Origin of the sequence: Citrobacter sp. RHBSTW-00881 (assembly GCF_013728515.1) — a bacterium.
In the GTDB taxonomy this organism is placed as follows: domain Bacteria; phylum Pseudomonadota; class Gammaproteobacteria; order Enterobacterales; family Enterobacteriaceae; genus Citrobacter; species Citrobacter braakii.
This window is the reverse complement of the sequence record NZ_CP056269.1, coordinates 4,476,726-4,501,930: the sequence shown is the minus strand read 5'-3', so window position 1 is coordinate 4,501,930 and position 25,205 is coordinate 4,476,726. Positions and strand designations below refer to the sequence as shown.

27 protein-coding genes and 3 tRNA genes are annotated in these 25,205 nt (G+C 52.3%); 16 read left to right on the top strand and 14 right to left on the bottom strand.

The features are described from left to right. Positions 1–19: 19 nt before the first annotated feature. The 5 genes from HV311_RS21710 to HV311_RS21690 all read right to left on the bottom strand — a co-directional run bounded on the left by HV311_RS21710 (position 20) and on the right by HV311_RS21690 (position 3,225). Entirely contained in the window at positions 20–511 is a 492-nt protein-coding gene (locus HV311_RS21710; RefSeq protein ID WP_016151586.1) for a DUF2501 domain-containing protein, read from the bottom strand. Between the two features lie 70 nt (positions 512–581). Next, positions 582–1,319: a DNA replication protein DnaC gene (gene dnaC / locus HV311_RS21705; protein WP_016155623.1), complete on the bottom strand. Its 738-nt coding sequence runs from the start codon at positions 1,317–1,319 to the stop codon at positions 582–584. A gap of 2 nt (positions 1,320–1,321) precedes the next feature. Next, positions 1,322–1,861, bottom strand: a complete 540-nt coding sequence (gene dnaT, locus HV311_RS21700; protein ID WP_016151588.1) for a primosomal protein DnaT — start codon at positions 1,859–1,861, stop codon at positions 1,322–1,324. Positions 1,862–1,984: 123 nt separating this feature from the next. Further along, positions 1,985–2,458, bottom strand: coding sequence for a threonine/serine exporter (locus HV311_RS21695; RefSeq protein ID WP_016151589.1), 474 nt, complete (start codon positions 2,456–2,458; stop codon positions 1,985–1,987). After that, positions 2,449–3,225 carry a threonine/serine ThrE exporter family protein gene (locus tag HV311_RS21690; RefSeq protein WP_016155624.1) on the bottom strand — a complete coding sequence of 259 codons (777 nt, stop codon included), beginning with the start codon at positions 3,223–3,225 and terminating at the stop codon, positions 2,449–2,451. The genes HV311_RS21695 and HV311_RS21690 overlap by 10 nt, the downstream gene beginning before the upstream one ends. A 458-nt stretch (positions 3,226–3,683) precedes the next feature. Here HV311_RS21690 and HV311_RS21685 point away from each other — a divergent pair, with 458 nt between their 5' ends. Next, positions 3,684–4,409: a helix-turn-helix transcriptional regulator gene (locus HV311_RS21685; protein ID WP_047414511.1), complete on the top strand. Its 726-nt coding sequence runs from the start codon at positions 3,684–3,686 to the stop codon at positions 4,407–4,409. Then, a complete protein-coding gene (gene bglJ / locus HV311_RS21680; RefSeq protein ID WP_029139757.1) occupies positions 4,370–5,047 on the top strand; it encodes a DNA-binding transcriptional activator BglJ in 678 nt (225 codons plus the stop codon). The genes HV311_RS21685 and bglJ overlap by 40 nt, the downstream gene beginning before the upstream one ends. Before the next feature lie 57 nt (positions 5,048–5,104). Here bglJ and HV311_RS21675 read toward each other — a convergent pair whose 3' ends face one another. After that, a complete protein-coding gene (locus tag HV311_RS21675) occupies positions 5,105–5,563 on the bottom strand; it encodes a YbaK/EbsC family protein (RefSeq protein ID WP_101700350.1) in 459 nt (152 codons plus the stop codon). 365 nt (positions 5,564–5,928) lie between these two features. Between HV311_RS21675 and HV311_RS21670 the strand changes: the two genes are divergently transcribed. Then, positions 5,929–7,272: a PTS sugar transporter subunit IIC gene (locus HV311_RS21670; protein WP_016151595.1), complete on the top strand. Its 1,344-nt coding sequence runs from the start codon at positions 5,929–5,931 to the stop codon at positions 7,270–7,272. 29 nt (positions 7,273–7,301) lie between these two features. On the opposite strand, the gene fhuF is transcribed toward HV311_RS21670, so the two are convergent. Then, the gene (fhuF, locus tag HV311_RS21665; protein WP_104651998.1) at positions 7,302–8,090 is read right to left on the bottom strand and encodes a siderophore-iron reductase FhuF; all 789 of its coding nucleotides are present in this window, start codon (positions 8,088–8,090) and stop codon (positions 7,302–7,304) included. A gap of 108 nt (positions 8,091–8,198) precedes the next feature. Then, positions 8,199–9,275, bottom strand: a complete 1,077-nt coding sequence (locus tag HV311_RS21660) for a GGDEF domain-containing protein (RefSeq protein WP_191220449.1) — start codon at positions 9,273–9,275, stop codon at positions 8,199–8,201. Between the two features lie 216 nt (positions 9,276–9,491). On the opposite strand from HV311_RS21660, the gene HV311_RS21655 reads away from it, so the two are divergent. Beyond that, a complete protein-coding gene (locus tag HV311_RS21655) occupies positions 9,492–9,767 on the top strand; it encodes a DUF1435 domain-containing protein (protein WP_032931271.1) in 276 nt (91 codons plus the stop codon). A 39-nt stretch (positions 9,768–9,806) separates the two neighbouring features. On the opposite strand, the gene HV311_RS21650 is transcribed toward HV311_RS21655, so the two are convergent. The 4 genes from HV311_RS21650 to rsmC form a co-directional block, all read right to left on the bottom strand. Beyond that, positions 9,807–9,892 (bottom strand) — tRNA-Leu (locus HV311_RS21650). A gap of 31 nt (positions 9,893–9,923) precedes the next feature. After that, a tRNA-Leu gene (locus HV311_RS21645) sits at positions 9,924–10,009 on the bottom strand. Positions 10,010–10,037: 28 nt separating this feature from the next. Next, positions 10,038–10,124 (bottom strand) — tRNA-Leu (locus HV311_RS21640). Between the two features lie 209 nt (positions 10,125–10,333). Continuing rightward, positions 10,334–11,362, bottom strand: coding sequence for a 16S rRNA (guanine(1207)-N(2))-methyltransferase RsmC (rsmC, locus tag HV311_RS21635; RefSeq protein WP_191220448.1), 1,029 nt, complete (start codon positions 11,360–11,362; stop codon positions 10,334–10,336). Positions 11,363–11,465: 103 nt separating this feature from the next. Between rsmC and holD the strand changes: the two genes are divergently transcribed. From holD to HV311_RS21595, 8 genes are all read left to right on the top strand, one after another. Then, entirely contained in the window at positions 11,466–11,879 is a 414-nt protein-coding gene (gene holD / locus HV311_RS21630; RefSeq protein WP_003837254.1) for a DNA polymerase III subunit psi, read from the top strand. After that, the gene (gene rimI / locus HV311_RS21625; RefSeq protein WP_005123887.1) at positions 11,848–12,294 is read left to right on the top strand and encodes a ribosomal protein S18-alanine N-acetyltransferase; all 447 of its coding nucleotides are present in this window, start codon (positions 11,848–11,850) and stop codon (positions 12,292–12,294) included. Before holD ends, rimI begins: the two co-directional genes overlap by 32 nt. 14 nt (positions 12,295–12,308) lie before the next feature. Further along, positions 12,309–12,989 carry a pyrimidine 5'-nucleotidase gene (gene yjjG / locus HV311_RS21620; protein WP_191221214.1) on the top strand — a complete coding sequence of 227 codons (681 nt, stop codon included), beginning with the start codon at positions 12,309–12,311 and terminating at the stop codon, positions 12,987–12,989. Positions 12,990–13,081: 92 nt separating this feature from the next. After that, the gene (prfC, locus tag HV311_RS21615; RefSeq protein ID WP_016151601.1) at positions 13,082–14,671 is read left to right on the top strand and encodes a peptide chain release factor 3; all 1,590 of its coding nucleotides are present in this window, start codon (positions 13,082–13,084) and stop codon (positions 14,669–14,671) included. 306 nt (positions 14,672–14,977) lie between these two features. After that, the gene (gene osmY / locus HV311_RS21610; RefSeq protein ID WP_016151602.1) at positions 14,978–15,595 is read left to right on the top strand and encodes a molecular chaperone OsmY; all 618 of its coding nucleotides are present in this window, start codon (positions 14,978–14,980) and stop codon (positions 15,593–15,595) included. Positions 15,596–15,722: 127 nt separating this feature from the next. Continuing rightward, positions 15,723–15,884, top strand: coding sequence for a DUF1328 domain-containing protein (locus HV311_RS21605; protein ID WP_003019081.1), 162 nt, complete (start codon positions 15,723–15,725; stop codon positions 15,882–15,884). Between the two features lie 245 nt (positions 15,885–16,129). Further along, positions 16,130–17,203 carry a patatin-like phospholipase family protein gene (locus HV311_RS21600; protein ID WP_016151604.1) on the top strand — a complete coding sequence of 358 codons (1,074 nt, stop codon included), beginning with the start codon at positions 16,130–16,132 and terminating at the stop codon, positions 17,201–17,203. After that, entirely contained in the window at positions 17,200–17,976 is a 777-nt protein-coding gene (locus HV311_RS21595; RefSeq protein ID WP_053389011.1) for a metal-dependent hydrolase, read from the top strand. Before HV311_RS21600 ends, HV311_RS21595 begins: the two co-directional genes overlap by 4 nt. 32 nt (positions 17,977–18,008) lie before the next feature. Here the strand turns inward: HV311_RS21595 and HV311_RS21590 are convergent, their stop codons facing one another. Then, on the bottom strand, positions 18,009–18,872 hold the full coding sequence (locus HV311_RS21590) for a YjjW family glycine radical enzyme activase (RefSeq protein WP_137379956.1): 864 nt from the start codon (positions 18,870–18,872) through the stop codon (positions 18,009–18,011). Further along, on the bottom strand, positions 18,844–20,394 hold the full coding sequence (locus tag HV311_RS21585; RefSeq protein ID WP_191220447.1) for a YjjI family glycine radical enzyme: 1,551 nt from the start codon (positions 20,392–20,394) through the stop codon (positions 18,844–18,846). The genes HV311_RS21590 and HV311_RS21585 overlap by 29 nt, the downstream gene beginning before the upstream one ends. A 261-nt stretch (positions 20,395–20,655) precedes the next feature. Here HV311_RS21585 and deoC point away from each other — a divergent pair, with 261 nt between their 5' ends. The 4 genes from deoC (at position 20,656) to deoD (ending at position 25,133) form a co-directional block, all read left to right on the top strand. Beyond that, positions 20,656–21,435 (top strand): deoxyribose-phosphate aldolase, encoded by a 780-nt coding sequence (gene deoC / locus HV311_RS21580; protein ID WP_016155634.1) that lies wholly within the window; start codon positions 20,656–20,658, stop codon positions 21,433–21,435. 179 nt (positions 21,436–21,614) lie between these two features. Beyond that, positions 21,615–22,937 (top strand): thymidine phosphorylase, encoded by a 1,323-nt coding sequence (gene deoA / locus HV311_RS21575; RefSeq protein ID WP_016151609.1) that lies wholly within the window; start codon positions 21,615–21,617, stop codon positions 22,935–22,937. Positions 22,938–22,987: 50 nt separating this feature from the next. Next, entirely contained in the window at positions 22,988–24,211 is a 1,224-nt protein-coding gene (gene deoB, locus HV311_RS21570; RefSeq protein WP_016151610.1) for a phosphopentomutase, read from the top strand. 202 nt (positions 24,212–24,413) lie between these two features. After that, a complete protein-coding gene (gene deoD, locus HV311_RS21565; protein WP_000224864.1) occupies positions 24,414–25,133 on the top strand; it encodes a purine-nucleoside phosphorylase in 720 nt (239 codons plus the stop codon). The last annotated feature ends 72 nt before the right edge of the window (positions 25,134–25,205 follow it).

The following is a 25,205-nucleotide window of genomic DNA, read 5'->3' as shown; positions in this document are numbered from 1 at the left end:
ATACGCGGCATGTCGTGCGTCAGGAAATGAAGTTCATACCCTGTTTTAACACCAGATCGCAGGCCTTGGTTTTTACCTGCTTCGCCAGCGAGCTGTTGCCAATTGTGTTCAGGTCCAGTTGTTGACCATCTTTGGCGTTGAGCAGCCCCTGAATGCCGTCCATATAGTTGGTGTCTTGTTTTTGCTCCGGAGCACTAAGGCCCAGTTTATCCAGCACCTGGTTTTTGACGTTTTGCGTGTCGGTGACCGAGGCCAGTTTCTGTTTCGCGCAATATTCCAGGATTCCGGCGGCGTTATTCATGCTGCTGGAAGTCAGCGACTGATTGCTGCCATTCAGTAGACTGGTCAGGGAAGAGAGCGACGAGCCGCCCTGCGAGCCGGAGCTTTGTTTGCTCAGTTCGCTGGCCGCGCTGGAGAGCGAATCCTGCCAGGAGGCGGCGAAAACGCTGGTCGAGATGAGCGTGCTGGCGGCAAGCGCACAGCACAACAGACGTTTGGTTGTTTTCATCATTATATGCAACTCGTGTTATGCCTTTTCAGCGCAGTATAGCGCCGGCAGTCTTAGGAGTGGTCCTAATACGTTAATACTCTTTACCGGTTACCCGACTACGGTAGCTTTCCCAGTTAAAAATCACCCACAGGCTGTTGCCAAGGCGCATACGGTCCATTACCCGCTCGCCCAGCAGTTTGTTCATTTCATCCATATTGCTGTTGGTCAACATACCGGTCGGGCGTTTTGAAGACGAGCGGCGATCGACGATCTGGTTGATGATCACCTTTTCATAGCGGGATTCGGTCTGCACGCCGATTTCGTCGATCACCAGCAAATCGACATTGCTGAGATCGTTGAGTAGCTGTTCTTCGCTGGTTTCACGGTTGCTGAAGGTATCTTTCATGGCTGACATAATGTCTGCAACGGTGATAATCAGCACCGATTTGCCGCGCAGCAGCAGTTCGTTGCAGATAGCGGCGGCCAGATGGTTTTTGCCGGTGCCGGGCTTGCCAGAGAAAATAAAGCTGGCGATGTTGCCGTCAAACTCTTCAACGTACTGGCGAGCTTTGCTCAGGGCGTTCATCTGACCTTCGCATTCCACCCGATAGTTATCGAACGAACAGTTCTGATGCAGTGGACGAATACCGGAACGGTTGAATGTGCGCTGCATTTTCATGGCTCGGTTTTCACGGGCCAGCGCTGCGGCGCGAATTTCACCTTGCTCTTTTTGCCATGCCAGCAGCTCCTCGCCCGTTTTAAAGGCTGGCTCGACATTAGCCGGCATCATTTTTTGCAGACGTTTCATCAGGTCGCCAACGTTTTTCATCGTTATCCTCTAAAACCCGGTGGAATATGGTTGTCAGGCTCGCTGACACTGTTCACATCGCGCTTCGGCATTCCGCCATTGCTGGCCCGGCCAATCTGGATGCTGCGTGCCAGTTTTTGCTGCCACTGAATATGGTGAAAGACTTTGCCTTCGGCCTGCCAGTAGGCGACAAATGAGGCCAGTTCCTCGGCGGTGACCGGTTCTCTTAACGCCACGCCCCACAGGGCGGCCTGGCGCTGAAAGTCGGCATCGGGCTGCCAGTCAGCGTACATCGCAAATTTCCCCATTGGCACGACAACAGGAGCGGTTTGCGGCTCTTCATAAAATTGTGCATCCAGCGTCACATCGCTTCCCGGGCGTGACAGTTTCTCTTCAAGCGCCAACAACTCGGCCAGTCGTGCAGGCGTCACCGCGTAAAATGCTGGCGCGTTATTGGCGAATACGGCTACGGCACCGCCCGCAGACCTGGCCAGCACCGTATGGTGATCGTGTAGTAAGGCGTCAATGCTAGTGACGTCCGGCGTCAAAATTTTGCTGGGCATAATGTTTCTCAATACTGAACAACAACCGAGAAGGGGACTGCTTTTATAGTAACACAGAGAAGAAGGAGAGCAGCAGATGAGGGGGCGATTCCCCTCTCTGTGAGGAGCTAACAAAGCGTGCCGCTAAACGCGCGGGCGTTTGCGATACAGCCATAATCCCGGTACGGATAGCCCGATGGAGAGCGCTCCGACAATCGATGAGGCTTTCAGGAAATTGGTCAACAGCGTGATCATCAGCGCTTCGCTGTAACCAAAATGGCCGATTTTTACCGCCGAGATCATGGCGGTATAGGCCGAGATCCCAGGGAACATGGGGATTACTGCCGCAACGGTGAAGACTTTCGGATGCGCCAGATACCAGCGTGACCACTGGATCCCAATGCAGCCCACCAGTAGCGACGCCATAAAGGTTGACCATTCGATATTAAATCCTGCGCTCATCATCACCATTCGTGAACCGTGGCCGAGTGCGCCGAGTAACGCGCACCAGGGGAGCGCCCGATGTGGTACGTTAAATACCATGGCAAAACCAAGCGCAGGTATTGCCGACAGGATCATGTCCTGCATTAGCGCCAAAATGAAATCGATCACGCCCATCCGCGAAGCCCCCATAAGGTCATCGACATGACTACGCCAATGCAGGTCGCCAGCGTCAGCAGACTGGCAATAGCCCAGCGAGCGAGCCCAGTATTAATGTGTCCCTTAAACATATCTGCGACGGAGTTGATCAACGGAAAACCCGGAACAAGCAGCAGCACGCTGGCGGCCATGGCGATGGTTGGAGTGTGGTTAAACGTCGGCAACGTTAGCAGCAGACCAGAAATCGAGGTTGCCACAAACGCAGTAATGCAGAAGTTGATTTGCGGGTGCAAATGCCGGGACGCCAGAATCTGGCGAATATACATTGCCACCATACTGGCGAAAAAGGTGATCACCGCGCCATCCCATCCGCCATTATTGAGTTTACAAAAGCAGGCGCAGGACAAGCCGACCATAAAGGCGACCAACCATCTTGGATAGCGCAGCGGCTTAATCTGGCTAAAGCGTTTCTCAACGCCTTTAACATCCAGCAGTTTGTGTTCCGCCAGAATAACGATGTGCTGCACCTCCGTCACGACGTGCATGTTAATTCCGCGATCCTGATTTTTTCGCGTTGAAGTCAGGCACTGCCCGTCTTTAATGGTGGTCAGGACGATGGCGTTAGAGGAGATAGCGCTTTCTACGCTATCCATGCCAAGCGCTAGCCCGAGGCGGGTGGATAGCTCGTCAACCAGCGCACTTTCTGCCCCATGCTGAAGTAAAAAAAGACCGCATTGAATACATAACCGTGTAACCGTTCGCTGTGACGACTGCTCTGTTTGCATGACTCGCTCTGACTGAAAAGGATCTCTTTGCGTGGCGGATGTCTTCTTTTTATCATGAAGCATGATCCTGTTGGCTCTGGCTAAGATCAATCTTTGCGTCGAAAAAAGATGCAGATCGTACGTCTGATGCGTTTGCACACCTCACTTGCTTATCAATAAAGACAGCGCTTATGAAAATGTAATGTTATTTATCAGGATGGAAAATACGTAAGCAACGCTAACGATCTATTGTAGTTCTTTTAATTGTACAAAGAGTGTATTCATGAGTAATTATTGGCATGATGGTTCAATAGTTTGATGCTACTGGGATTGTAGCGGTATAACTTTGTTTATAAATAAAAGCCAAGGATAAACAATTCACCTCGTCTATTGTTTAGGGTTTCCTGTTAATTAATACTTTTAATTTATCAGGGGATTTTTAATAAGTGCGAATACGGACTGGTGAGTGTGGAGGAGATATGTTGCCAGGACGCTGCAAAAACGCAATTATTATTAGTAAATTACCGATCGTACAAACCGGACTTAAAGGTGTAATGCAGGGGCAGTTCGCTGATTATGAACTTGCCTACTGCCGCTCCGTCGAAGAATTGACGTTGCTGCAGCTGCGTTGTGCCGATTTGGTGATTGCTGATTTATCCGGAGACTGTAATCATCCACGTTCAGTCTGCGAACAGTATTATTCTTTATTATCTCAATACCGCGATATTCACTGGGTATTTCTCGTTTCTCGTGTTTTTTATCCGCTGGCCATTGAATTGCTGATGTGCCCTGTCAGTTCGCTGTTATCTGATGCCGAGACGATTGAAAGTTTGGTGAATGTTATTCACGCAGGAAATAGCCGTGCCGAGAGAATTAGCAAGTCGCTGCTTTCTCCGCCCGTGATGCCAGAATTAGCAGACCATAGCGCCCGCTCAATTGTACTTACCCTCTCGGAGAGGAAAGTGCTGAGACTCCTGGGAAAAGGTTGGGGAATTAATCAGATTGCGACATTGCTGAAGAAAAGCAATAAAACGATTAGCGCCCAAAAGAACAGTGCTATGCGCCGCTTGTCGATACATAGCAATGCAGAAATGTACGCCTGGATAAACAGTTCTCAAGGATCGCGAGAATTGAATTTACCTTCAGTTTATGGAGAAACCACGGAATGGAAAGCCGAAGCATCAAAAGAAACGTTGCGCTGGTAGAGAAGTGCGCGATGAGTAGCGTCGGTATTAAGAGCCTGTTTAATACCATGCCGGATAATCAATACGAACTTCATATCTTTTCGAGCCAGCCTGCATTTAGTCAGGTGATGTTAAAAACGTCGTTTTCGGCGGTTATTTTCTCTCTCTCTGCAATCAGAACCGATCGCAGGGCTGGGTTAGCTTATCTGACGGAACTGGCTGTAAATTTTCCGCGTATTCGCCGGGTGGTGATTGCTGATGATGACGCTGAAGCGCGATTAATCGGCTCTTTGTCGCCGTTGCCGTTAGATGGCGTTGTGAGCAAATCTTCTTCATTAACGGTACTGCAGGACGCGTTATTTACGGTATTGAACGGCCCCAACCGGGGAACCGAAGGTTCTAAAAACCATTGGTATATCAATCAAAGCCGTATGCTCAGTCCAACAGAACGAGAAATACTGCGCTTTATGTCGAATGGCTATTCAATGCCGCAGATCGCTGCTCAGTTAGAGCGGAATATTAAAACCATTCGGGCACATAAATTTAATGTGATGTCCAAGCTAGGCGTGAGCTCAGATGCCGGACTGCTGGATGCTGCAGATATCCTGCTGTACCTGCGTGCAGGTGAACCTGCACCTTTTCTACAGGCGGCTTCTTAGCGGATAATGTTAGATCGTTTCGTGCCGGGTTTCGTTATCGGCACGGAACGTGAATCATCACTGACACACATCCACCCAGGTGGCGGAAGTCAGCTCAGCCATCCTTTCTGGCGTGATACGAACGGCGCTGTGGATGGCGCCTGCGGCGGGAAGCACTTCAGCGTAATGCTTCAACGAAACATCGCAGTACACCGAAATCGGCGTTTCCAGTCCGAAAGGGCAAACGCCGCCAACGGGATGGCCCGTCGCGTTCACTACTTCATCGCTACTCAACATACGGGCTTTGGCACCGAAAGTGCTCTTTAGCTTTTTGTTATCCAGTCGGGCATCACCTTTGGCGACGACCAGAATAATGTCGTTCTTGACCTTCAGCGAAAGCGTTTTCGCGATCTGGCCAGGTTCGACGTTATGGGCTTTCGCTGCCAGATCGACGGTAGCTGTGCTCTGATCTAATTCGATAATCTCAATATCTGGTGCATATTGCGCTAAAAATTGGCGTACAGATTGCAAACTCATTCTTCTCTCCAAATCGCCTACAGGCAGCTCCATCCAGCAGAAAACCGCATGGCGTAATTTGTCATAGGGGCAAGCTCGCTGTAAATATTTTAATGTAACAACATGGCAACATTGGCAGTTTTTCGATCGTCTTCACAATCAAAGAAACCGGTTACAGTAACCGGTTGCAGAATGCTCAAATGGCGATTAATACTGAAGTTGTCACTTCCTCTGTATTACATAATAAGAGCCATCTATGAAACTGAACTCAAAATGCAGTAGCGCTGGCGTTCCTCCCGGCACGGTTGCGAAAAGTAGTAATGGGCTTTACGTGGCGGTGTTGATACCAGCACGGTTGCAGGGTTTTGCACAACGGGAGAACGGCTATGTCTACTAATCATGCTGTGTTTAATGTGATTTTCCGCTTCGTTGAAAATTACGTCAGCCCTGTTGCCGGGCGCATCTCTTCACAACGTCATGTGATGGCTATCCGTGATGGGTTTATTTCGGCGATGCCCTTTATGATCGTAGGCTCGTTTCTGCTGGTTTTCGCCTATCCACCTTTTTCTCCGGATACCACTTGGGGGTTTGCACGTGCGTGGCTGGATATGGCGAAACAGTTTGAAGGCCAAATCCTCACACCGTTTGATATGACGATGGGGATCATGTCAGTCTACATATGTGCGGCTATCGCTTATAACCTGGGCAAGCACTATGTGAAGTCGCATCAGCTAGATCCCTTCATGTGCGCGATGCTATCGATCATGGCTTTTTTGCTGATTGCTGCACCGAAAACCAAAGGCACGATGCCGGTTGATAGCCTTGGCGGTACGGGGATTTTCACTGCCATCCTGGTGGCTATTTACTGCGTTGAAATGATGCGCTTCCTGAAGGCGCACAACATCGGCATTCGTTTACCCGATCAGGTGCCGCCGATGATCAAAAACTCCTTCGATCTGCTGATCCCTGTGCTGGTGGTGGTACTGACGCTGTACCCGCTGAGTCTGGTGATTCAGTCGCAGTTTGACATGCTGATCCCGCAGGCCATCATGGCCATCTTTAAACCACTGGTGTCTGCAGCGGATTCTCTGCCAGCGATACTGCTGGCGGTGCTGATCGGCCATCTGCTGTGGTTTGCGGGTATTCATGGCGCGGCAATTGTGTCGGGAATGCTGCAAATGTTCTGGCTCACCAATCTCGGGATGAACCAGTCGGCGCTGGCGCAGGGCGCGCCTTTACCGCATATCTTTATGGAAGCGTTCTGGACGTTCTTTATTGTGGTTGGAGGTTCCGGCGCGACGATGGGGCTGGTGATTTGCTATCTGCGTAGCCGCTCGGCCCATCTGCGATCGATCGGGCGTTTGAGCGTTGTCCCGAGCATTTTTAATATTAACGAACCGGTGATTTTCGGTACGCCGATTGTCATGAACCCAGTGTTCTTTATTCCCTTCCTGCTGGCCCCTATGGTGAACGCAGTGCTGGCCTGGGCGGCGATGAAGCTGGATTTAATTGGGCGGGTGATTTCAGTGGTTCCCTGGACGGCCCCGGCACCGGTTGGCGCGGCATGGGCGTTAGGCTGGGATTATCGTGCGGCCATTCTGGTTGTCCTGCTGGCACTGGTGTCTGCCGTCATCTACTTCCCATTCTTTAAGGTTTACGAAAAGCAGCTATTAGCGCAGGAAAAAGAAGAAGCACAGCGTATAGAAGAAGAAAATCAGCAGGTTGCATAACTGACGGGCGAGGGGCTACGGCTCCTCGCTTACTTCAGCGTGCAGTCACCGCATTGCTGGACATCGGGCAGGCGATAGCGCTGGCAGCAGGTTCTGCGCACTAACAGTCCCTCGCGCGGAACAACGGTACGCCACAGGGGATTATCCTGACCGCAGGAGAGTTGCTTATCAAAAAAACAGGTCTGGCGCAGTGTGGTCAGCAGTTCTTCACCTAATAACGGCTTCATTTCCGTTAAATACCAGTGAATTAAATATCCGGTGTTGCTCCAGATAAGCTTCGCATTGATCTCGCCTGTCGCTTCCAGCGCCTGCACAACCGGCGTCAGTGCCGAGAGAATCAGTGTTTCCATGCGTTGCTGAGGAGACTGGGCCGTGACCTGGTGATCCTGATGCACGTCGATCCAGAAGCAGGCAGCACGGCCTGTTTCGTGGAATTCTACGTGCATGTGTTCAGGAGAGACGTCGATGGCCTCTTTTTGCGTCAGCAGGGCCACCATGAGCGGAGGCATCATCAGGCCGATATACCACTGCGCCCAGAGAGAAATCAGCGGCTTATTTTCGCGTGGCAGCGTGGGCTGATTGCGATAAATATGGTCTGAATAGACAGCCAGCAATGAACTTAGCGTCGTTGATTGCGTCCATTCATGTAGCGTCATCGCACCTGGCACGGGCGTTTCGTCAAGACGAATGAAGTCCAGCAGGTGCTCACGGGTGTTGGCTATCGTTGCGCGTACGGCAGCAGCCAGCGAGGGCATCTTTGCAGGCAGAGGGCTACGCCAGATGACATCTTCAACGATCGGTGCGGAACGATAAGCCATGTCGATATAAGGATGTTAATCTTAATGATAATGATTGCTAATCCTATAATTGACATTGAGCGATGGCAAGATCTTTGTCGCCATCCCGGGCCACACCGCACAGATAGCTCAGGCAGAAGGGCAGTTTACCCGCAGGTCATCGCTGACCAGCGTACTGTTGCGCCCAAGGCTCTTGGCCTCATAAAGGGCTTTATCCGCTCGGGCAATAGCGGCATCAATATCCTGCTCGACCAGAGGCGCAATACCAATACTCACGGTTACGTTGGTTGCCACGCTCTCGTTAAACATGTGAGGAATTTTAAGGTCGTACACCTTCTGGCGAATACGTTCGGCGGCAGCCTGGGCCTGCTGGGGATCGACCGCGGTCAGCAAAACCATAAACTCTTCCCCACCAAAGCGCGCCACCACGTCCCGGGAGCGCACGGAGTCACGAATCGCGGCAGAGACGCGGATCAGCGCCTGATCTCCCATCATATGACCGTAGTGATCGTTATAGGCTTTGAAATGGTCGATATCCAGCAGCAAGACGTAGTGCTTCGCGTTGCTCAAGGCCAACAGCGTATCGAGTCGGTGTTGCAGCCCCCGACGATTGTACAAACCGGTTAGCGGGTCGAGCATGCTGAGCCCGTTCAGGGTCTCCCGTTCTTCCAGCAGTTTGTACATTAGCTGCTGGGCGAAGCCATCGTAGCGTTTTTGTATCACATGCTGGATGGCGATCCCGGCCATGGGCAGCGCCATAAAATAGATAATTCGCAAACCATGCTCGCTGCCATTCAGCCATAAACAGACGGCGACGGAAGGCAATGAGTGAAGCGTAAACGCGATGATATTATTGGCAAAAGCGATAGAACCAATAAACAGCACGCTGAGAAGCGCGATTAATAGAAAATAATAATCATTATGACCCAGAGCGTTATATTTCAGGAAAATATGTAATGCCCATAGCAAACCAAAAACGATTGAAATAAAAGGAAGATTAATTCTTTTATCCACATATTTCCTATGCCATGCCAGCAACAATGTACTCATCACGAGAATCAGCAACGCCGGTACTGACAACGCTTTGACGGCAAACAGGGGAAAAAAAAGCGTAAACAGTGCGGAGACTGCGTTGAGCAGCAGAAACAATCGTAAAGAGAGTTGGTATTTTTTGGTGCGCAGAGCTCGCCAGGATTGTACTGTCATAGGTAAATATTGTTAGTTATCTGCAATGTACGAAGGTGTGTTGGTAAATAAAACAAATAACGAACGGGGTATCATTCGCAGAGGTTTTTATTGTTTTTAGTTGAAAAGCTAACCGGCGAGCAATTTATCACCTTAAATTATTCATGTCATCAATCGTTAAGTAAAACTCATATAATTGATAGTGCCACCCAGCTGACAAATGAGAAAATTTATCATATGATATTAGTTATCATTATCAGTGTCATAGGTGGTACCATGTTGCAACGTACGCTGGGCAGTGGATGGGGTGTTCTGCTGCCGGGAATACTGATTGCCGGGATGGCATTTAGCGACCTGTCGATCTACGTATGGAAGGCGATGATTGTATTAGGATTACTGTTGACTTCACTCATGCTGTACCACAAGCGTTTGCGGCATTTTGTCCTGTTGCCTTCATGTGCGGCGCTGATCGGCGGCATTGTTCTGGTGATGATGAACGGGAATCAGGGATGAACAAAACAGGGAAGAAAATCGAGAGGGAAATAAGATAATTGGTGCGAGGGGGGGGACTCGAACCCCCACATCCTAAGGACACTAACACCTGAAGCTAGCGCGTCTACCAATTCCGCCACCTTCGCACAGTCATCTTATTTTTTGATATCGCCTCGTTGGTGCGAGGGGGGGGACTCGAACCCCCACATCCTAAGGACACTAACACCTGAAGCTAGCGCGTCTACCAATTCCGCCACCTTCGCCCAGTGCGAGCAATATCAACGTGGATTATGGTGCGAGGGGGGGGACTTGAACCCCCACGTCCGAAAGGACACTAACACCTGAAGCTAGCGCGTCTACCAATTCCGCCACCTTCGCATACCATCGACACTCAAAAAAGTATCGTTACCACGGAGGCGCATTCTAGTGGTTTTCAACTTTTCGTCAATAGTTAATTGCCCAGGACGCGCTTAATTGATGTAAAAATGGGCGCTAAACGCAGGCCGTGTAAACGAAGTGCCACCCCGCATTTAGCAAACCCTGCCGGATGGCGGTGCAGGCACCTTATCCGGCATGGGATGGCCGTTCTACTTCTTCGCCTGACGCGTCATGATGGTGCGATAGACCTTGAAGCGACCGGTCTGCGCGATAACTTCGTGGAAGCCAAACACTTCATCCAGTACCTTCGGATAAGGCAGGAAGGCGTTCGCCACGATACGCAGTTCACCGCCGCTGTTGAGGTGGCGCACTGCACCACGAATCAGCGTTTGCGCGGCATCGAGGCTGGTCTGCATCCCGTCGTGGAACGGTGGGTTGGAGATGATCATATCAAAGCGACCCGTCACGTCAGAAAAGACGTTACTGGCGATTACGTCTCCTTCAATACCGTTGGCAGCAAGCGTTGCGCGGCTGGCTTCAACGGCGGCGGCACTAACATCGCACAGGGTTAAGCGCACTTTTGGCGAGTGGCTGGCTAAGGCGACGGAGAGTACACCTGCACCGCAGCCGACATCCAAAACTTTGCCTTTGGTGTGCGGCGTCAGCGTGGAGAGCAGCAGTTGGCTGCCAACATCGAGGCCGTCACGGCTGAATACGCCCGGCAGCGTTTTGATGGTCAGATTTTCGGTCTGGTATTCATCCCAGTATTTTTCTGCATCAAAGACCGGCTGTTTTTCCAGACGACCATGGTACAGGCCACAGCGACGCGCGCTGTCGACTTTGTTCAGCGGTGCGTATTCGGCCAGCATCTGCTCTGCGCTACGAACGCCGCTGCGGTTCTCACCAACAACAAAAATATCGGTGCCCACCGGTAACAGCGACAGAGTGTTCATCAACTGGAACTGGGCTTCCGGCTTATTCTTCGGCCAGTAGTAGATTAGCGTATCACTATCGGCAACGTCATCGGCTTGGGCAACGAGGCTAAAGCGAACGTTGTCGCCCATCTGGCGGTTAAGCACCTGCCAGTGGTGAAGCTGCTGAGTGTGCGCACGGCTGGCGGCGCATTCAAAATGGGCAGGCAGGTCATCCTGCAAATCACCGGCAAACAGAATACGGCTTTGTTCGAAATCATCACTGTGGCGCAGCAAGACTTCACTTGCCGGGGTAAAAGCAGACATGGAGTGCTCCTTAAATTGTACAGCGGGGGATTATAGTTGTTTGATGGCACGGATTCGACAAATTTGCTATATTTGCGCCCCTGATAGACAGGAGTGTTTCGCTATGACATCCCGACGAGACTGGCAGTTACAGCAACTGGGCATTACGCAGTGGTCATTGCGTCGTCCCGGCGCATTGCAGGGCGAGATCGCGATTTCAATTCCTGCGCACGTCCGTTTGGTGATGGTTGCTGCACAATTACCCGCACTAACCGAACCGTTGATGAGCGATATTTTACGCGCATTAACCGTCAGCCCGGATCAGGTTTTACAACTGACGCCTGACCGTGTCGCCATGCTGCCGCAGGGCAGTCGCTGTAATAGCTGGCGGCTGGGAACCGAAGAGCCGCTGCTGCTGGAGGGCGCTCAGGTCGAGAGTCCTGCGTTTAATGAATTACGGGAAAACCCCGCGGCCCGCGCCGCGTTATGGCAACAAATCTGCGCATATGAACACGATTTCTTCCCTCGAACCGACTGATTTACCTGCAGCATTTCAGATTGAAAAACGCGCCCACGCTTTTCCGTGGAGTGAAAAAACATTTGCCAGCAACCAGGGCGATCGCTACCTCAATTTTCAGTTGAGGGTTGACGACGTAATGGCCGCCTTTGCGATTACACAGGTCGTGCTGGATGAAGCTACGCTGTTCAATATTGCCGTCGATCCTGACTTTCAGCGCCGGGGCTTGGGGCGTGAGCTACTGGAATACCTGATCGATGAGCTGGAAAAGCGTGGCATTTTGACACTGTGGCTTGAAGTACGCGCCTCAAATGCTGCCGCTATCGCGCTGTACGAAAGCCTGGGCTTTAACGAGGCGACGATCCGGCGCAATTACTATCCGACGGCCGATGGTCATGAAGACGCCATTATAATGGCATTGCCAATCAGCATGTAAGACAAGGTGTAATGATGAAGAAGTGGGACTGGATTTTCTTTGATGCCGACGAAACGCTGTTTACGTTTGACTCGTTTACCGGCTTACAGCGGATGTTTCTCGACTATAGCATTACCTTTACCGCTGAAGATTTTCAGGACTACCAGACCGTAAATAAACCGCTGTGGGTGGATTATCAAAACGGTGCGATAACCTCATTACAACTCCAGCACGCTCGTTTTCAGAGCTGGGCTGAACGCCTGAAGGTTGAGCCAGGCCAGCTTAATGACGCCTTTATCAATGCGATGGCGGAGATTTGCTCGCCGTTGCCAGGGGCGGTTTCTCTGCTCAATGCGATTCGTGATAAAACAAAAATCGGTATTATTACTAACGGCTTTACGGCGTTGCAGCAAATCCGCCTTGAGCGGACGGGGCTGCGCGACTATTTCGACCTGCTGGTGATTTCTGAGCAGGTTGGCGTGGCAAAACCCGATCCCCGTATTTTTGACCATGCGCTGGAGCAGGCGGGCAATCCTGAGCGTTCCCGCGTACTGATGGTGGGCGACACCGCAGAGTCCGATATTCTTGGCGGCATTAACGCCGGGCTATCCACCTGCTGGCTAAATACGCACCACCGCGAGCAGCCAGCGGGCATTCAGCCGACCTGGACTGTAGCGTCATTAAGTGAACTGGAGCGGCTCCTGTGTAAACACTGATTGCCTCCCCCCCGTTGATGGGTAAAATAGCCGCAATTTTTCGTATTCAACTTGCACGGCCTGTTGCCGTGCTTACCTAAGAAGATTTGACTATGACGTTGTCTCCTTATTTGCAAGAGGTGGCCAAACGCCGCACTTTTGCCATTATTTCTCACCCGGATGCCGGTAAAACGACAATTACTGAAAAGGTACTGTTATTCGGACAGGCGATTCAGACCGCCGGTACGGTAAAAGGCCGTGGCTCCAGCCAGCATGCGAAATCTGACTGGATGGAAATGGAAAAACAGCGTGGTATCTCCATTACCACCTCTGTGATGCAGTTTCCATATCATGACTGCCTGGTAAACCTGCTGGACACCCCAGGGCACGAAGACTTCTCTGAAGATACATACCGTACTCTGACGGCGGTGGACTGCTGCCTGATGGTCATCGACGCCGCAAAAGGTGTTGAAGACCGGACCCGTAAACTGATGGAAGTTACCCGCCTGCGTGATACCCCGATCCTGACCTTTATGAACAAACTCGACCGTGACATCCGCGATCCGATGGAGCTGCTGGATGAAGTCGAGAATGAACTGAAAATCGGCTGTGCGCCGATCACCTGGCCGATTGGCTGCGGTAAGTTGTTCAAAGGCGTCTATCACCTATATAAAGACGAAACTTACCTGTACCAGACGGGTAAAGGCCACACCATTCAGGAAGTGCGCATTGTTAAAGGTCTGAACAACCCGGAACTCGATGCCGCCGTGGGGGAAGACCTGGCGCAGCAGCTGCGCGACGAGCTGGAGCTGGTGCAGGGCGCGTCTAACGAGTTCGACCATGAGCTGTTCCTCGCGGGCGAAATCACCCCGGTATTCTTCGGTACCGCGCTCGGTAACTTCGGCGTTGATCATATGCTGGATGGCTTAGTGGAGTGGGCGCCTGCGCCGATGCCGCGTAAAACCGACACCCGCGTCGTTGAAGCCTCAGAAGAGAAGTTCACCGGCTTCGTGTTTAAAATTCAGGCCAACATGGACCCGAAACACCGTGACCGCGTGGCGTTTATGCGCGTGGTGTCCGGCAAGTACGAGAAAGGCATGAAAATGCGCCAGGTGCGCATTGGTAAAGACGTGGTTATCTCCGATGCGCTGACTTTTATGGCCGGTGACCGTTCTCACGTGGAAGAAGCGTATCCGGGCGATATTCTGGGTCTGCACAACCACGGCACTATCCAGATTGGCGATACCTTTACCCAAGGCGAAATGATGAAGTTCACCGGTATTCCGAACTTCGCGCCGGAGCTGTTCCGTCGTATTCGTCTGAAGGATCCGTTGAAGCAGAAACAGCTGCTGAAAGGGCTGGTTCAGCTGTCCGAAGAGGGCGCAGTGCAGGTTTTCCGTCCGATCGCTAATAACGATCTGATCGTGGGCGCTGTGGGTGTGCTGCAGTTCGACGTGGTGGTTTCACGCCTGAAGAGCGAATACAACGTTGAAGCGATTTATGAGTCGGTCAACGTAGCGACAGCACGCTGGGTAGAGTGTTCTGACGTGAAGAAATTCGAAGAATTCAAGCGTAAAAACGAAATTCAGCTGGCGCTGGATGGCGGCGATAACCTCACTTATATCGCGCCGACCATGGTTAACCTGAATCTCACCCAGGAACGTTACCCTGACGTTCAGTTCCGCAAAACGCGCGAACACTAATCGACCTTCAGGGCACGGTATCCGCCGTGCCCTACAACTTTTCCTGTCTTTTAAATCCCTTGCGGAATGTTCTTAAAACCTCTCGTTTTTCTTTTGTTTGCACGTTTTTTAGTCAATCTGGACTGCGATCACGAAATCCTGAACTATATTTAACAATGTGATGACATAAATGTCGGCGTTAAATGCTTTTTAGGCTGCCTGTTGCAGCTTCTATTGCTGATATTTATTCCACTTACAAGATTAGTTGCTGGCTCAAGCCGTTTGACGGCAGAGCGCAGCTTTTAGCAAACATACAGGAATACATCGATGACAATGACAGGACTTAAGATTTCTAAAACGCTGCTGGCCGTGATGCTGACCTCCGCTGTTGCAACGGGTTCTGCTTATGCAGAAAACTCCACGACGGATAAAACGCAATCCGGCGTCGAAAGTGCGGGGCAGAAAGTCGATAGCTCCATGAACAAAGTCGGTAATTTCATGGATGACAGCACCATCACTGCGAAAGTAAAAGCCGCGCTGGTGGATCACGATAGCATTAAGAGCACCGACATTTCCGTTAAAACCGACCAGAAGGTGGTGACGCTAAGCGGGTTTGTTGAAAGCCAGGCACAAGCCGAAGAGGCAGTTAAAGTCGCCAAAGGCGTTGAGGGTGTGACCTCCGTTAGCGACAAACTGCACGTACGTGATAGCAAAGACACTTCTGTAAAAGGCTATGCGGGCGATACGGCAATCACCAGTGAGGTAAAAGCTAAGCTGCTGGCCGATGATATTGTCCCTTCCCGAAAAGTGAAAGTTGAAACCACCGATGGCGTGGTACAGCTTTCAGGAACCGTTGAATCACAGGCTCAAAGCGATCGCGCTGAGAGCATCGCCAAAGCGATTGATGGCGTGAAAAGCGTCAAAAACGATCTTAAAACTCACTAATTAGACTTAATTCGTCCTCCCGACGTTTGTCGGGAGGCGTGTTGTGCACCACACTGAAAATATCGCCGATGGGCAGCCTGAGTGCTCATATCAAGCGGTGACATTAACTATGGTAAAGGAGAAGCGCATGTTTCGATGGGGCATCATATTTCTGGTTATCGCGTTAATTGCCGCTGCACTGGGTTTTGGTGGACTGGCGGGTACCGCTGCTGGCGCAGCGAAAATTGTTTTTGTGGTGGGGATCATTCTGTTTCTGGTCAGCCTGTTTACAGGTCGTAAACGGCCCTAGCGACATCCCCTTTATTCTTCAAGTTAAAGGTGCGCTGGCTACGCGTGCTCGCCCGTATCACTTACCAGAGTAAGCAGATCGGGATTCACGCCCTTGCCGCCTTCTTGTGGCTCGAATTATTTTGGGGATTAACCGTAAAGATAACTTGCTACTAAGCCAGTCCATCGGACTGGCTTTTACGGTTTTAGCATCAGGCAATTTGCGTTACTTTGTTGTTCTATTACAAAAACAACAGGAAGGCAGAGGTGGGGCAGAGAATACCCGTCACGCTCGGTAATATTGCGCCGTTATCGTTACGTCCGTTTCAACCAGGCAGTATGGCGCTGGTGTGTGAGGGCGGTGGACAAAGAGGCATCTTCACCGCTGGCGTATTGGATGAATTCATGCGCGCACAGTTCAATCCTTTTGATCTCTTCTACGGGACCTCCGCTGGTGCGCAAAACCTTTCAGCCTATCTTTGTAACCAGCCGGGTTACGGTCGTAAAGTCATCATGCGTTACACTACCCGACGTGAATTTTTTGACCCGGTGCGCTTTGTGCGCGGGGGAAATTTAATCGATCTCGATTGGCTGGTGGATTCGACCGCGTCCCAGATGCCGCTGGCGATGGATAACGCCGAGCGCCTGTTTGCCGCAGGGAAATCGTTTTATATGTGCGCCTGTCGGGGCGATGACTACACGCCTGGCTATTTTTCGCCGAACCGGCAAAACTGGCTCGATCTTATTCGTGCCTCCAGCGCGATTCCAGGGTTCTACCGCGCCGGGGTTGCGCTGGATGGTGTGAATTATCTCGATGGGGGAGTCAGCGACGCCATTCCCGTGCAGGAAGCGGCGAAGCAGGGGGCAAAAACGCTGGTGGTTATCCGCACCGTGCCTTCGCAAATGTATTACACCCCGCAGTGGTTCAAGCGTATGGAACGCTGGCTGGGCGAAAGCAGCCTGCAACCGCTGCTGAATCTGGTCCAGCACCATGAAGCCAGCTATCGCGCGATTCAGAGTTTTATTGAGAAACCGCCGGGCAAGCTGCGTATCTTTGAGATCTACCCGCCCAAACCGCTCCATAGCATGGCATTAGGAAGCCGTATTCCGGCGCTGCGGGAAGATTACAAGACCGGACGCCTGTGTGGTCGTTACTTCCTGGCAACCGTCGGTAAGCTGCTGGCGAAAAATGCGCCGCTGCCTCGTCAGACGCCGAAGATTGTGGTGCCGGGACCGGTCGTGGTTCCACCTGCGCCGGTGGCTAACGACGCTCACGCCCCCGTGGTGACCAATGCGCCTCAGGCTAACGACACGACGTTTAATAATGAGGATTTGGCGTGAGTTATCGTTTTATTGATACGCATTGTCACTTTGATTTTCCGCCGTTTACGGGCGATGAATCTGCCAGTATTCAGGGCGCGACTGACGTCGGCGTGCAAAGCATTATCGTTCCGGCCACCCAGGCGGCAAATTTTTCCCGTGTACTGGCGTTAGCGGAAAATTACCCTCCATTGTTTGCCGCCCTGGGGCTGCACCCCATTGTTATTGAGCAACATAGCGATGACTGCCTGGAGCAGTTGCAGCAGGCGCTGGATAAGCGTCCGCAAAAGCTGGTGGCGGTAGGTGAGATTGGGCTGGATCTTTATCGGGACGATCCGCAATTCGATAAGCAAGAGCGGCTGCTGGAAGCGCAGCTTAAGCTGGCGAAGCGTTACGAACTGCCGGTGATCCTGCATTCGCGGCGCACTCATGACAAGCTGGCGATGCACCTGAAACGCCATGCTTTACCGCGAACCGGCGTGGTGCATGGATTTTCCGGGAGCGTGCAGCAGGCCGAACGTTTTGTGCAACTGGGCTACAAAATTGGCGTGGGCGGCACCATTACCTATCCGCGCGCCAGTAAAACCCGCGAGGTAATGGCGCAACTGCCGCTGGACTCACTGCTGCTGGAAACTGACGCGCCGGATATGCCGCTCAACGGCTTTCAGGGACAGCCGAATCGCCCGGAGCAGGTGGTCAGAGTCTTTGATGTCCTCTGCGAGCTGCGCCCGGAACCTGCGGATGTTATCGCTGATGCGCTGTATCGCAATACGACGGCGTTATTTGATTTTTAATTGCCGGACGACGGATGCGTCGCATCCGGCAATCACAGGTACAGCGCCGGGAAGATCAAATTATCCACCCCGCGCTCGCGCAATCTTTGCGCCAGTTGCTCCACATCCTCAGGCGTGGCGCTCGGCCAGTCCTTCGCTTCGCCGTACACCCCGTGCGCATGAAAGGCATTTAGCCGCACTGGTACATCACCTGAACGTTTGATAAACGCCGCCAGTGCATCGATATGCTGTAGATAATCCACGTGGCCAGGAATAACCAGCAGGCGCAGTTCCGCAAGTTTTCCCTGCCCGGACAAAAAGGTAATGCTTTGTTTAATCAGCGTGTTATCGCGGCCAGTCAACTGTCGATGACACGCGCTATCCCAGGCTTTTAAATCGAGCATTACGCCGTCGCATACCGGCAGTAGTTTTTGCCAGCCGGTTTCGCTCAGCATGCCGTTGCTGTCTACCATGCAGGTCAGGTGTTGCAGCTGCGGATCGGTTTTGATCGCGTTAAACAGCGCCACGATAAACGGCAACTGGGTGGTCGCTTCGCCGCCGCTGACCGTAATTCCTTCAATAAACAGCACCGCCTTGCGAATATGCTGCAGCACTTCATCAACGCTCAGGGTTTGCGCCATCGGCGTGGCCTGCTGTGGGCACATGTGCAGGCAGGTATCGCACTGCTGACATACGTCGGATTGCCATCTCACTTTCCCCGCACTCAGGCTCAGCGCCTCATGCGGGCAATGCAGGACACATTCCCCGCAGTCGTTGCAGCGTCCCATCGTCCACGGATTGTGGCAATTTTTACAGCGCAGGTTACATCCTTGCAGAAACAGAGCCAGGCGACTGCCCGGCCCGTCGACGCAGGAGAAAGGAATGATCTTACTTACTGAAGCGCATCTGCTGTTCATGGCTAATCACGCGAGGTTGTCGTTCCAGAATGCGGGTATTGCGCGCGGCTTCTTCGCCCAGCCAAGTGGTGTTGGTGCGTGAACCTTCGGCGCGATATTTTTCCAGATCCGACAGGCGTACCATATAGCCGGTGACGCGGACCAGATCGTTACCACTCACGTTGGCGGTAAACTCACGCATCCCAGCTTTAAACGCCCCGAGGCACAATTGCACCAACGCCTGAGGATTGCGCTTGATGGTTTCATCCAGCGTGAGAATGTCGCTGATTCCCGCGTGATAATACGCATGATGCGGCGCGACGGTTTGCAGGTGAGTGATCGGATCCGGCTCATCGCCATAGGGCAGACGCGCGCCCGGCGTGGTGCCGATGTCTGAACTGATCCCTGACTGTGCGTGCAGCATTGCGCGCTGCTTCCAGCCAAATTTCACCGGGGTACTTTCTACAAACTCCGCCAGTTGGGCGCTGATGCGATACCCTAGCTGATTGGCGACCTCATCTTTTCCGTAGCGAGCATTCTGCCCCGCCTTATCGCACAGCAGATTCACCGCCTCCGCCAGGCCATACATGCCGAACATAGGGACAAAACGTTCGGGATCAATCAACCCTTCCTGCACCAGGAAGCTATTCTCAAAGAAATGTGATTTTTCATAGAGGAATTCACATCGTGAATCAATGATGGCGATTTGCTGCTGGCAATAGTGCGGTAGGGTGCGCGTAAAGAAGTCATCGACAGAGGTGCTGCGCTCTGCGATGGCTTTAAGATTGAGCCTGACCAGCGTGCTTCCACCCCCGGCGAGCGGCAACGAGTTGTAACAGCTGACGACGCCATACTGACCTTTTGTGAAAATTTTATCATTTTCGGGGCCGTTGGAAATGTGCGGCTTACTGCACTCGCAGATATTTTGCGCCACGTTGAGCAGCAGGTCGTCAGGTGTAATTTGCGGATCATAAATGAACGTCAGATTAGGCGAAGCCTGCTTTAACTCTGCGTCTGCGCGTAAAATTGCACGGGTGACAGGCGTATCTGCGGGGCCGATATTGGCATGCATAAATGCGTCTGGCAGGGTTCTGTCGAGATAACGCCAGAAACGTTTTATTCGAATATCGATCTCATCTTGTGTTAGAATTCTAACATATGGTTGCAGCAGAACGTCGAGCTGGCCGAGATAGACCGGCATCGAGGTGACTGACGGAACGTGGTGATACAGGATGGTGAGTAAGGATAACGCGTCATCAAGATCCCTGGCTCCTTCCAGTTCCAGCCATGAGGAACCGTTGGCCAGAAAACGCGCGTAGTCGGGTAAAACATAGCGCGGTTTGAACGGGGCATGACCTTCATACATATCGCAGATCACCCCGTCATCCAGCGCCTGGCGAGCCTCAGCAGGTAGTTGCGGGTAAGGCAGCGCGTTTTCAGCCTCCAGCGCCAGGAAGTGGCGTTTCTGCTCAGGGCTGAGCACCGGACTGGTCACGATTTGTTGGCAACGCTGTTGCAGCGCGAGTTCGCTTGAAGTGGGCATCGTTGATTCCTTTTTATCCCGAAGGTGTAACGCCATTGTAGAAAGCAACGCCGCCACAACCTTTGATCCGGATGCGCCTGATGCCACCGCATCCCTTCTTGAAAGGTAATTTATTTGAAGTAGATCTCATTAGAGTAATGCAAATCTGTATGTGGTTTTCATTAACTGTGATGTATATCGAAGTGTAATAGCGAGCGGATGTTAGAATACTAACAAACTCGCAAGGTGAAATTTTATACGGCGATGCCGTTGGAGAATGTTATGACCGATTTAACAGCAAGCAGCCTGCGTGCACTGAAACTGATGGACCTGACCACTCTGAATGACGACGACACCAATGAAAAAGTGATCGCGCTGTGTCATCAGGCGAAGACCCCGGTAGGCAACACTGCCGCTATTTGCATCTATCCGCGTTTCATCCCTATCGCGCGTAAGACGCTGAAAGAGCAAGGTACTCCGGACATCCGTATTGCAACCGTGACCAACTTCCCGCACGGCAACGACGACATCGAGATTGCGCTGGCTGAAACCCGCGCGGCGATTGCCTACGGCGCGGATGAAGTTGACGTGGTGTTCCCTTACCGTGCCCTGATCGCCGGTAACGAGCAGGTTGGTTTTGATCTGGTTAAAGCATGTAAAGATGCGTGTGCGGCGGCAAACGTGCTGCTGAAAGTGATCATCGAAACCGGTGAGCTGAAAGAAGAGAGTCTTATCCGTAAAGCGTCTGAAATCTCCATCAAAGCGGGTGCTGATTTCATCAAAACCTCTACCGGTAAAGTGCCGGTAAATGCGACGCCGGAAAGCGCACGCATCATGATGGAAGTGATCCGCGACATGGGCGTTTCTAAAACTGTAGGTTTCAAACCGGCAGGCGGCGTGCGTACCGCAGAAGATGCACAGCAGTTCCTGGCGATTGCTGACGAACTGTTTGGCGCTGACTGGGCCGATTCCCGTCACTATCGTTTTGGCGCATCCAGCCTGCTGGCGAGCCTGCTGAAAGCGCTGGGTCACGGCGATGGTAAGAGCGCAAGCAGCTACTAATTACTCGTCATACTGCAAGCCGCAGGTGCGTTAGCTGCACTCCCTCACCCCAGTCACTTACTGTAGTAAGCGCCTGGGGATGAGCTTCCTTGCCGCTTCCTGCGACTCGAATTGTTTAGAGTAATCATTCATTGCAGTGGGTTTTCCGCTGCACATAACCTGATTTATCGGGGGTTACCATGTTTCTCGCACAAGAAATTATTCGTAAAAAACGTGATGGTCATGCTCTGAGCGATGAAGAGATTCGTTTCTTTATCAATGGGATTCGCGACAACACCATCTCTGAAGGGCAAATCGCCGCCCTGGCGATGACCATTTTCTTCCACGATATGACAATGCCTGAGCGTGTTTCGCTGACCATGGCAATGCGTGATTCAGGAACCGTGCTGGACTGGAAAAGCCTGCAACTGAACGGCCCGATTGTGGATAAACACTCTACCGGCGGCGTGGGTGACGTAACGTCACTGATGTTAGGCCCGATGGTCGCTGCATGTGGCGGCTATATTCCGATGATCTCCGGACGTGGTCTGGGGCATACCGGCGGTACGCTCGATAAACTGGAAGCCATCCCAGGGTTTGACATCTTCCCGGACGATGCGCGTTTCCGTGAAATTATTAAAGACGTGGGTGTGGCGATTATTGGGCAAACCAGTTCGCTCGCACCGGCGGATAAACGTTTTTATGCCACCCGCGATATTACCGCGACGGTGGATTCCATCCCGCTGATTACCGGCTCTATCCTGGCGAAAAAGCTGGCGGAAGGGCTGGATGCGCTGGTGATGGATGTGAAAGTAGGCAGCGGCGCCTTTATGCCGACCTATGAGCTTTCTGAAGCGCTTGCCGAAGCGATTGTCGGCGTGGCGAACGGAGCGGGTGTACGTACCACCGCGCTGTTAACCGATATGAACCAGGTACTGGCATCCAGCGCAGGTAACGCGGTAGAAGTCCGCGAAGCGGTGCAGTTCCTGACAGGTGAATACCGCAATCCACGTCTGTTAGACGTCACGATGGCGCTGTGCGTGGAAATGCTGATCTCCGGCAATCTGGCGAAAGACGATGCCGAAGCCCGTGCGAAATTGCAGGCGGTGCTGGATAACGGCAAAGCGGCAGAGATTTTTGGTCGCATGGTTGCAGCGCAGAAAGGCCCGACCGATTTCGTCGAAAATTATGCGAAGTACCTGCCGACGGCAATGCTCAGCAAAGCGGTATATGCTGATACCGAAGGTTTTGTCAGCGCTATGGATACCCGTGCGCTGGGTATGGCGGTTGTTTCCATGGGCGGCGGTCGTCGTCAGGCTTCGGACACCATTGATTACAGCGTTGGCTTTAGCGACATGGCGCGACTGGGCGACAGCGTAGACGGACAGCGTCCGCTGGCGGTGATCCACGCCAAAGACGAAGCCAGCTGGCAGGAAGCGGCGAAAGCGGTCAAAGCGGCAATTAGCCTTGACGATAAAGCGCCAGAAATTACACCGACAGTCTATCGTCGTATTACCGAATAACTGTATACTGATCTGATCGCTTTTTTGCGGCGCAGATGTTGGAGAACAAGATGAAACGTGCATTTATTATGGTGCTGGACTCCTTTGGTATTGGTGCGACTGAAGATGCGGATCGCTTTGGCGACGTAGGCTCAGACACTATGGGACACATTGCAGAAGCCTGTGCGAAAGGCGAAGCTGACAAGGGTCGCAAAGGTCCACTGAATCTGCCTAACCTGACCCGTCTGGGCCTGGTGAAAGCTCACGAAGGTTCTACCGGTAAAATTGCTGCTGGTATGGACGGTAACGCGGAAGTGATTGGTGCCTACGCCTGGGCGCATGAACTCTCTTCCGGGAAAGACACGCCGTCTGGCCACTGGGAAATCGCGGGTGTTCCGGTTCTGTTTGACTGGGGTTATTTCTCCGATCATGACAACAGCTTCCCGCAGGAACTGCTGGATAAACTGGTCAAACGTGCCAACCTGCCGGGCTACCTCGGCAACTGCCACTCTTCCGGTACCGTGATCCTGGATCAACTGGGTGAAGAGCATATGAAAACCGGCAAGCCGATTTTCTATACTTCTGCAGACTCCGTGTTCCAGATTGCCTGTCACGAAGAGACTTTTGGCCTGGATAAACTCTACGAACTGTGTGAAATCGCTCGTGAAGAACTGACCGAAGGTGGTTACAACATCGGTCGTGTTATCGCGCGTCCGTTTATCGGTGATAAAGCGGGTAATTTCCAGCGTACCGGTAACCGTCACGATCTGGCCGTTGAGCCGCCAGCACCGACTGTGCTGCAGAAACTGGTCGACGAGAAAGACGGTCACGTGGTTTCCGTCGGTAAAATCGCGGATATTTACGCTAACTGCGGCATCACCAAAAAAGTGAAAGCTACCGGCCTGGACGCGCTGTTCGACGCCACCATCAAAGAGATGAAAGAAGCGGGTGATAAGACCATCGTCTTCACTAACTTCGTTGATTTCGACTCTTCCTGGGGACATCGTCGCGATATCGCTGGTTACGCTGCAGGTCTGGAACTGTTCGACCGCCGTTTACCTGAACTGATGGAACTGGTGGGTGAAGATGACATTCTGATCCTGACCGCTGACCACGGCTGTGACCCGAGCTGGACCGGCACTGACCACACCCGTGAGCACATTCCGGTGCTGGTTTACGGCCCGAAAGTGAAACCAGGTTCTTTAGGCCACCGTGAAACTTTCGCGGATATTGGCCAGACGCTGGCGAGCTACTTTGGTACATCGCCGATGGACTACGGTAAAAACATGCTGTGATACCCGTTGTCTTTCGCGCTGTAGATGCGTTGACTTCATTCGCTCACCCCGGTCACATAGGTAATCTATGCTCCCGGGGGTTCCGAATTCGTCGCCTTCCTACAACGCGAAATCCTTAGGGTATTTGAATTCGTTTTGTCGGTTGGGTAAGGCATTGCTACCCCTCCCTCGACAAAAACAATAAATCAAAAGGGAACTGAAGATGGCAACTCCACATATTAATGCAGAAATGGGTGATTTCGCTGACGTCGTATTGATGCCGGGCGACCCGCTGCGCGCAAAGCATATTGCTGAAACTTTCCTCGAAGATGTTCGTGAAGTGAACAACGTTCGCGGCATGTTAGGTTTCACCGGTACTTACAAAGGCCGTAAGATCTCCGTTATGGGTCACGGGATGGGTATCCCGTCCTGCTCTATCTACACCAAAGAGCTGATCACCGATTTTGGCGTGAAGAAAATCATTCGCGTAGGCTCCTGCGGCGCTGTGCGTATGGACGTTAAACTGCGTGACGTGGTTATCGGTATGGGCGCCTGCACCGACTCCAAAGTAAACCGTATCCGTTTTAAAGATCATGACTTCGCAGCTATCGCTGACTTCGACATGGTGCGTAATGCAGTTGATGCGGCAAAAGCACTGGGCGTAGACGCGCGCGTGGGCAACCTGTTCTCCGCTGACCTGTTCTACTCTCCGGACGGCGAAATGTTCGACGTAATGGAAAAATACGGCGTGCTGGGCGTGGAAATGGAAGCGGCGGGTATCTACGGCGTTGCGGCTGAGTTTGGTGCGAAAGCGCTGACCATCTGCACCGTGTCCGACCATATCCGTACTCACGAGCAGACCACTGCCGCTGAACGTCAGACGACCTTCAACGACATGATCAAAATCGCACTGGAATCCGTTCTGCTGGGCGATAAAGAGTAAGTGTTGTGATGCCCGGTAGCGCTGCGCTTACCGGGCATACATCGATTGTATGCCGGACCGCCATCCGGCATT

What these genes read in the sequence shown, in the direction of transcription:
- deoA (WP_016151609.1), top strand. Translation starts at nt 21,615, where the DNA reads ATGTTTCTCGCACAAGAAATTATTCGTAAAAAACGTGATGGTCATGCT.
- HV311_RS21675 (WP_101700350.1), bottom strand. Translation starts at nt 5,563, where the DNA reads ATGAGTTTGCAATCTGTACGCCAATTTTTAGCGCAATATGCACCAGAT.
- deoD (WP_000224864.1), top strand. Translation starts at nt 24,414, where the DNA reads ATGGCAACTCCACATATTAATGCAGAAATGGGTGATTTCGCTGACGTC.
- HV311_RS21670 (WP_016151595.1), top strand. Translation starts at nt 5,929, where the DNA reads ATGTCTACTAATCATGCTGTGTTTAATGTGATTTTCCGCTTCGTTGAA.
- HV311_RS21605 (WP_003019081.1), top strand. Translation starts at nt 15,723, where the DNA reads ATGTTTCGATGGGGCATCATATTTCTGGTTATCGCGTTAATTGCCGCT.
- dnaT (WP_016151588.1), bottom strand. Translation starts at nt 1,861, where the DNA reads ATGCCCAGCAAAATTTTGACGCCGGACGTCACTAGCATTGACGCCTTA.
- yjjG (WP_191221214.1), top strand. Translation starts at nt 12,309, where the DNA reads ATGAAGAAGTGGGACTGGATTTTCTTTGATGCCGACGAAACGCTGTTT.
- deoC (WP_016155634.1), top strand. Translation starts at nt 20,656, where the DNA reads ATGACCGATTTAACAGCAAGCAGCCTGCGTGCACTGAAACTGATGGAC.
- bglJ (WP_029139757.1), top strand. Translation starts at nt 4,370, where the DNA reads ATGGAAAGCCGAAGCATCAAAAGAAACGTTGCGCTGGTAGAGAAGTGC.
- HV311_RS21660 (WP_191220449.1), bottom strand. Translation starts at nt 9,275, where the DNA reads ATGACAGTACAATCCTGGCGAGCTCTGCGCACCAAAAAATACCAACTC.
- fhuF (WP_104651998.1), bottom strand. Translation starts at nt 8,090, where the DNA reads ATGGCTTATCGTTCCGCACCGATCGTTGAAGATGTCATCTGGCGTAGC.
- HV311_RS21685 (WP_047414511.1), top strand. Translation starts at nt 3,684, where the DNA reads ATGTTGCCAGGACGCTGCAAAAACGCAATTATTATTAGTAAATTACCG.
- holD (WP_003837254.1), top strand. Translation starts at nt 11,466, where the DNA reads ATGACATCCCGACGAGACTGGCAGTTACAGCAACTGGGCATTACGCAG.
- dnaC (WP_016155623.1), bottom strand. Translation starts at nt 1,319, where the DNA reads ATGAAAAACGTTGGCGACCTGATGAAACGTCTGCAAAAAATGATGCCG.
- rsmC (WP_191220448.1), bottom strand. Translation starts at nt 11,362, where the DNA reads ATGTCTGCTTTTACCCCGGCAAGTGAAGTCTTGCTGCGCCACAGTGAT.
- HV311_RS21590 (WP_137379956.1), bottom strand. Translation starts at nt 18,872, where the DNA reads ATGAACAGCAGATGCGCTTCAGTAAGTAAGATCATTCCTTTCTCCTGC.
- rimI (WP_005123887.1), top strand. Translation starts at nt 11,848, where the DNA reads ATGAACACGATTTCTTCCCTCGAACCGACTGATTTACCTGCAGCATTT.
- osmY (WP_016151602.1), top strand. Translation starts at nt 14,978, where the DNA reads ATGACAATGACAGGACTTAAGATTTCTAAAACGCTGCTGGCCGTGATG.
- HV311_RS21710 (WP_016151586.1), bottom strand. Translation starts at nt 511, where the DNA reads ATGATGAAAACAACCAAACGTCTGTTGTGCTGTGCGCTTGCCGCCAGC.
- HV311_RS21655 (WP_032931271.1), top strand. Translation starts at nt 9,492, where the DNA reads ATGATATTAGTTATCATTATCAGTGTCATAGGTGGTACCATGTTGCAA.
- HV311_RS21690 (WP_016155624.1), bottom strand. Translation starts at nt 3,225, where the DNA reads ATGCAAACAGAGCAGTCGTCACAGCGAACGGTTACACGGTTATGTATT.
- HV311_RS21585 (WP_191220447.1), bottom strand. Translation starts at nt 20,394, where the DNA reads ATGCCCACTTCAAGCGAACTCGCGCTGCAACAGCGTTGCCAACAAATC.
- deoB (WP_016151610.1), top strand. Translation starts at nt 22,988, where the DNA reads ATGAAACGTGCATTTATTATGGTGCTGGACTCCTTTGGTATTGGTGCG.
- HV311_RS21695 (WP_016151589.1), bottom strand. Translation starts at nt 2,458, where the DNA reads ATGGGCGTGATCGATTTCATTTTGGCGCTAATGCAGGACATGATCCTG.
- prfC (WP_016151601.1), top strand. Translation starts at nt 13,082, where the DNA reads ATGACGTTGTCTCCTTATTTGCAAGAGGTGGCCAAACGCCGCACTTTT.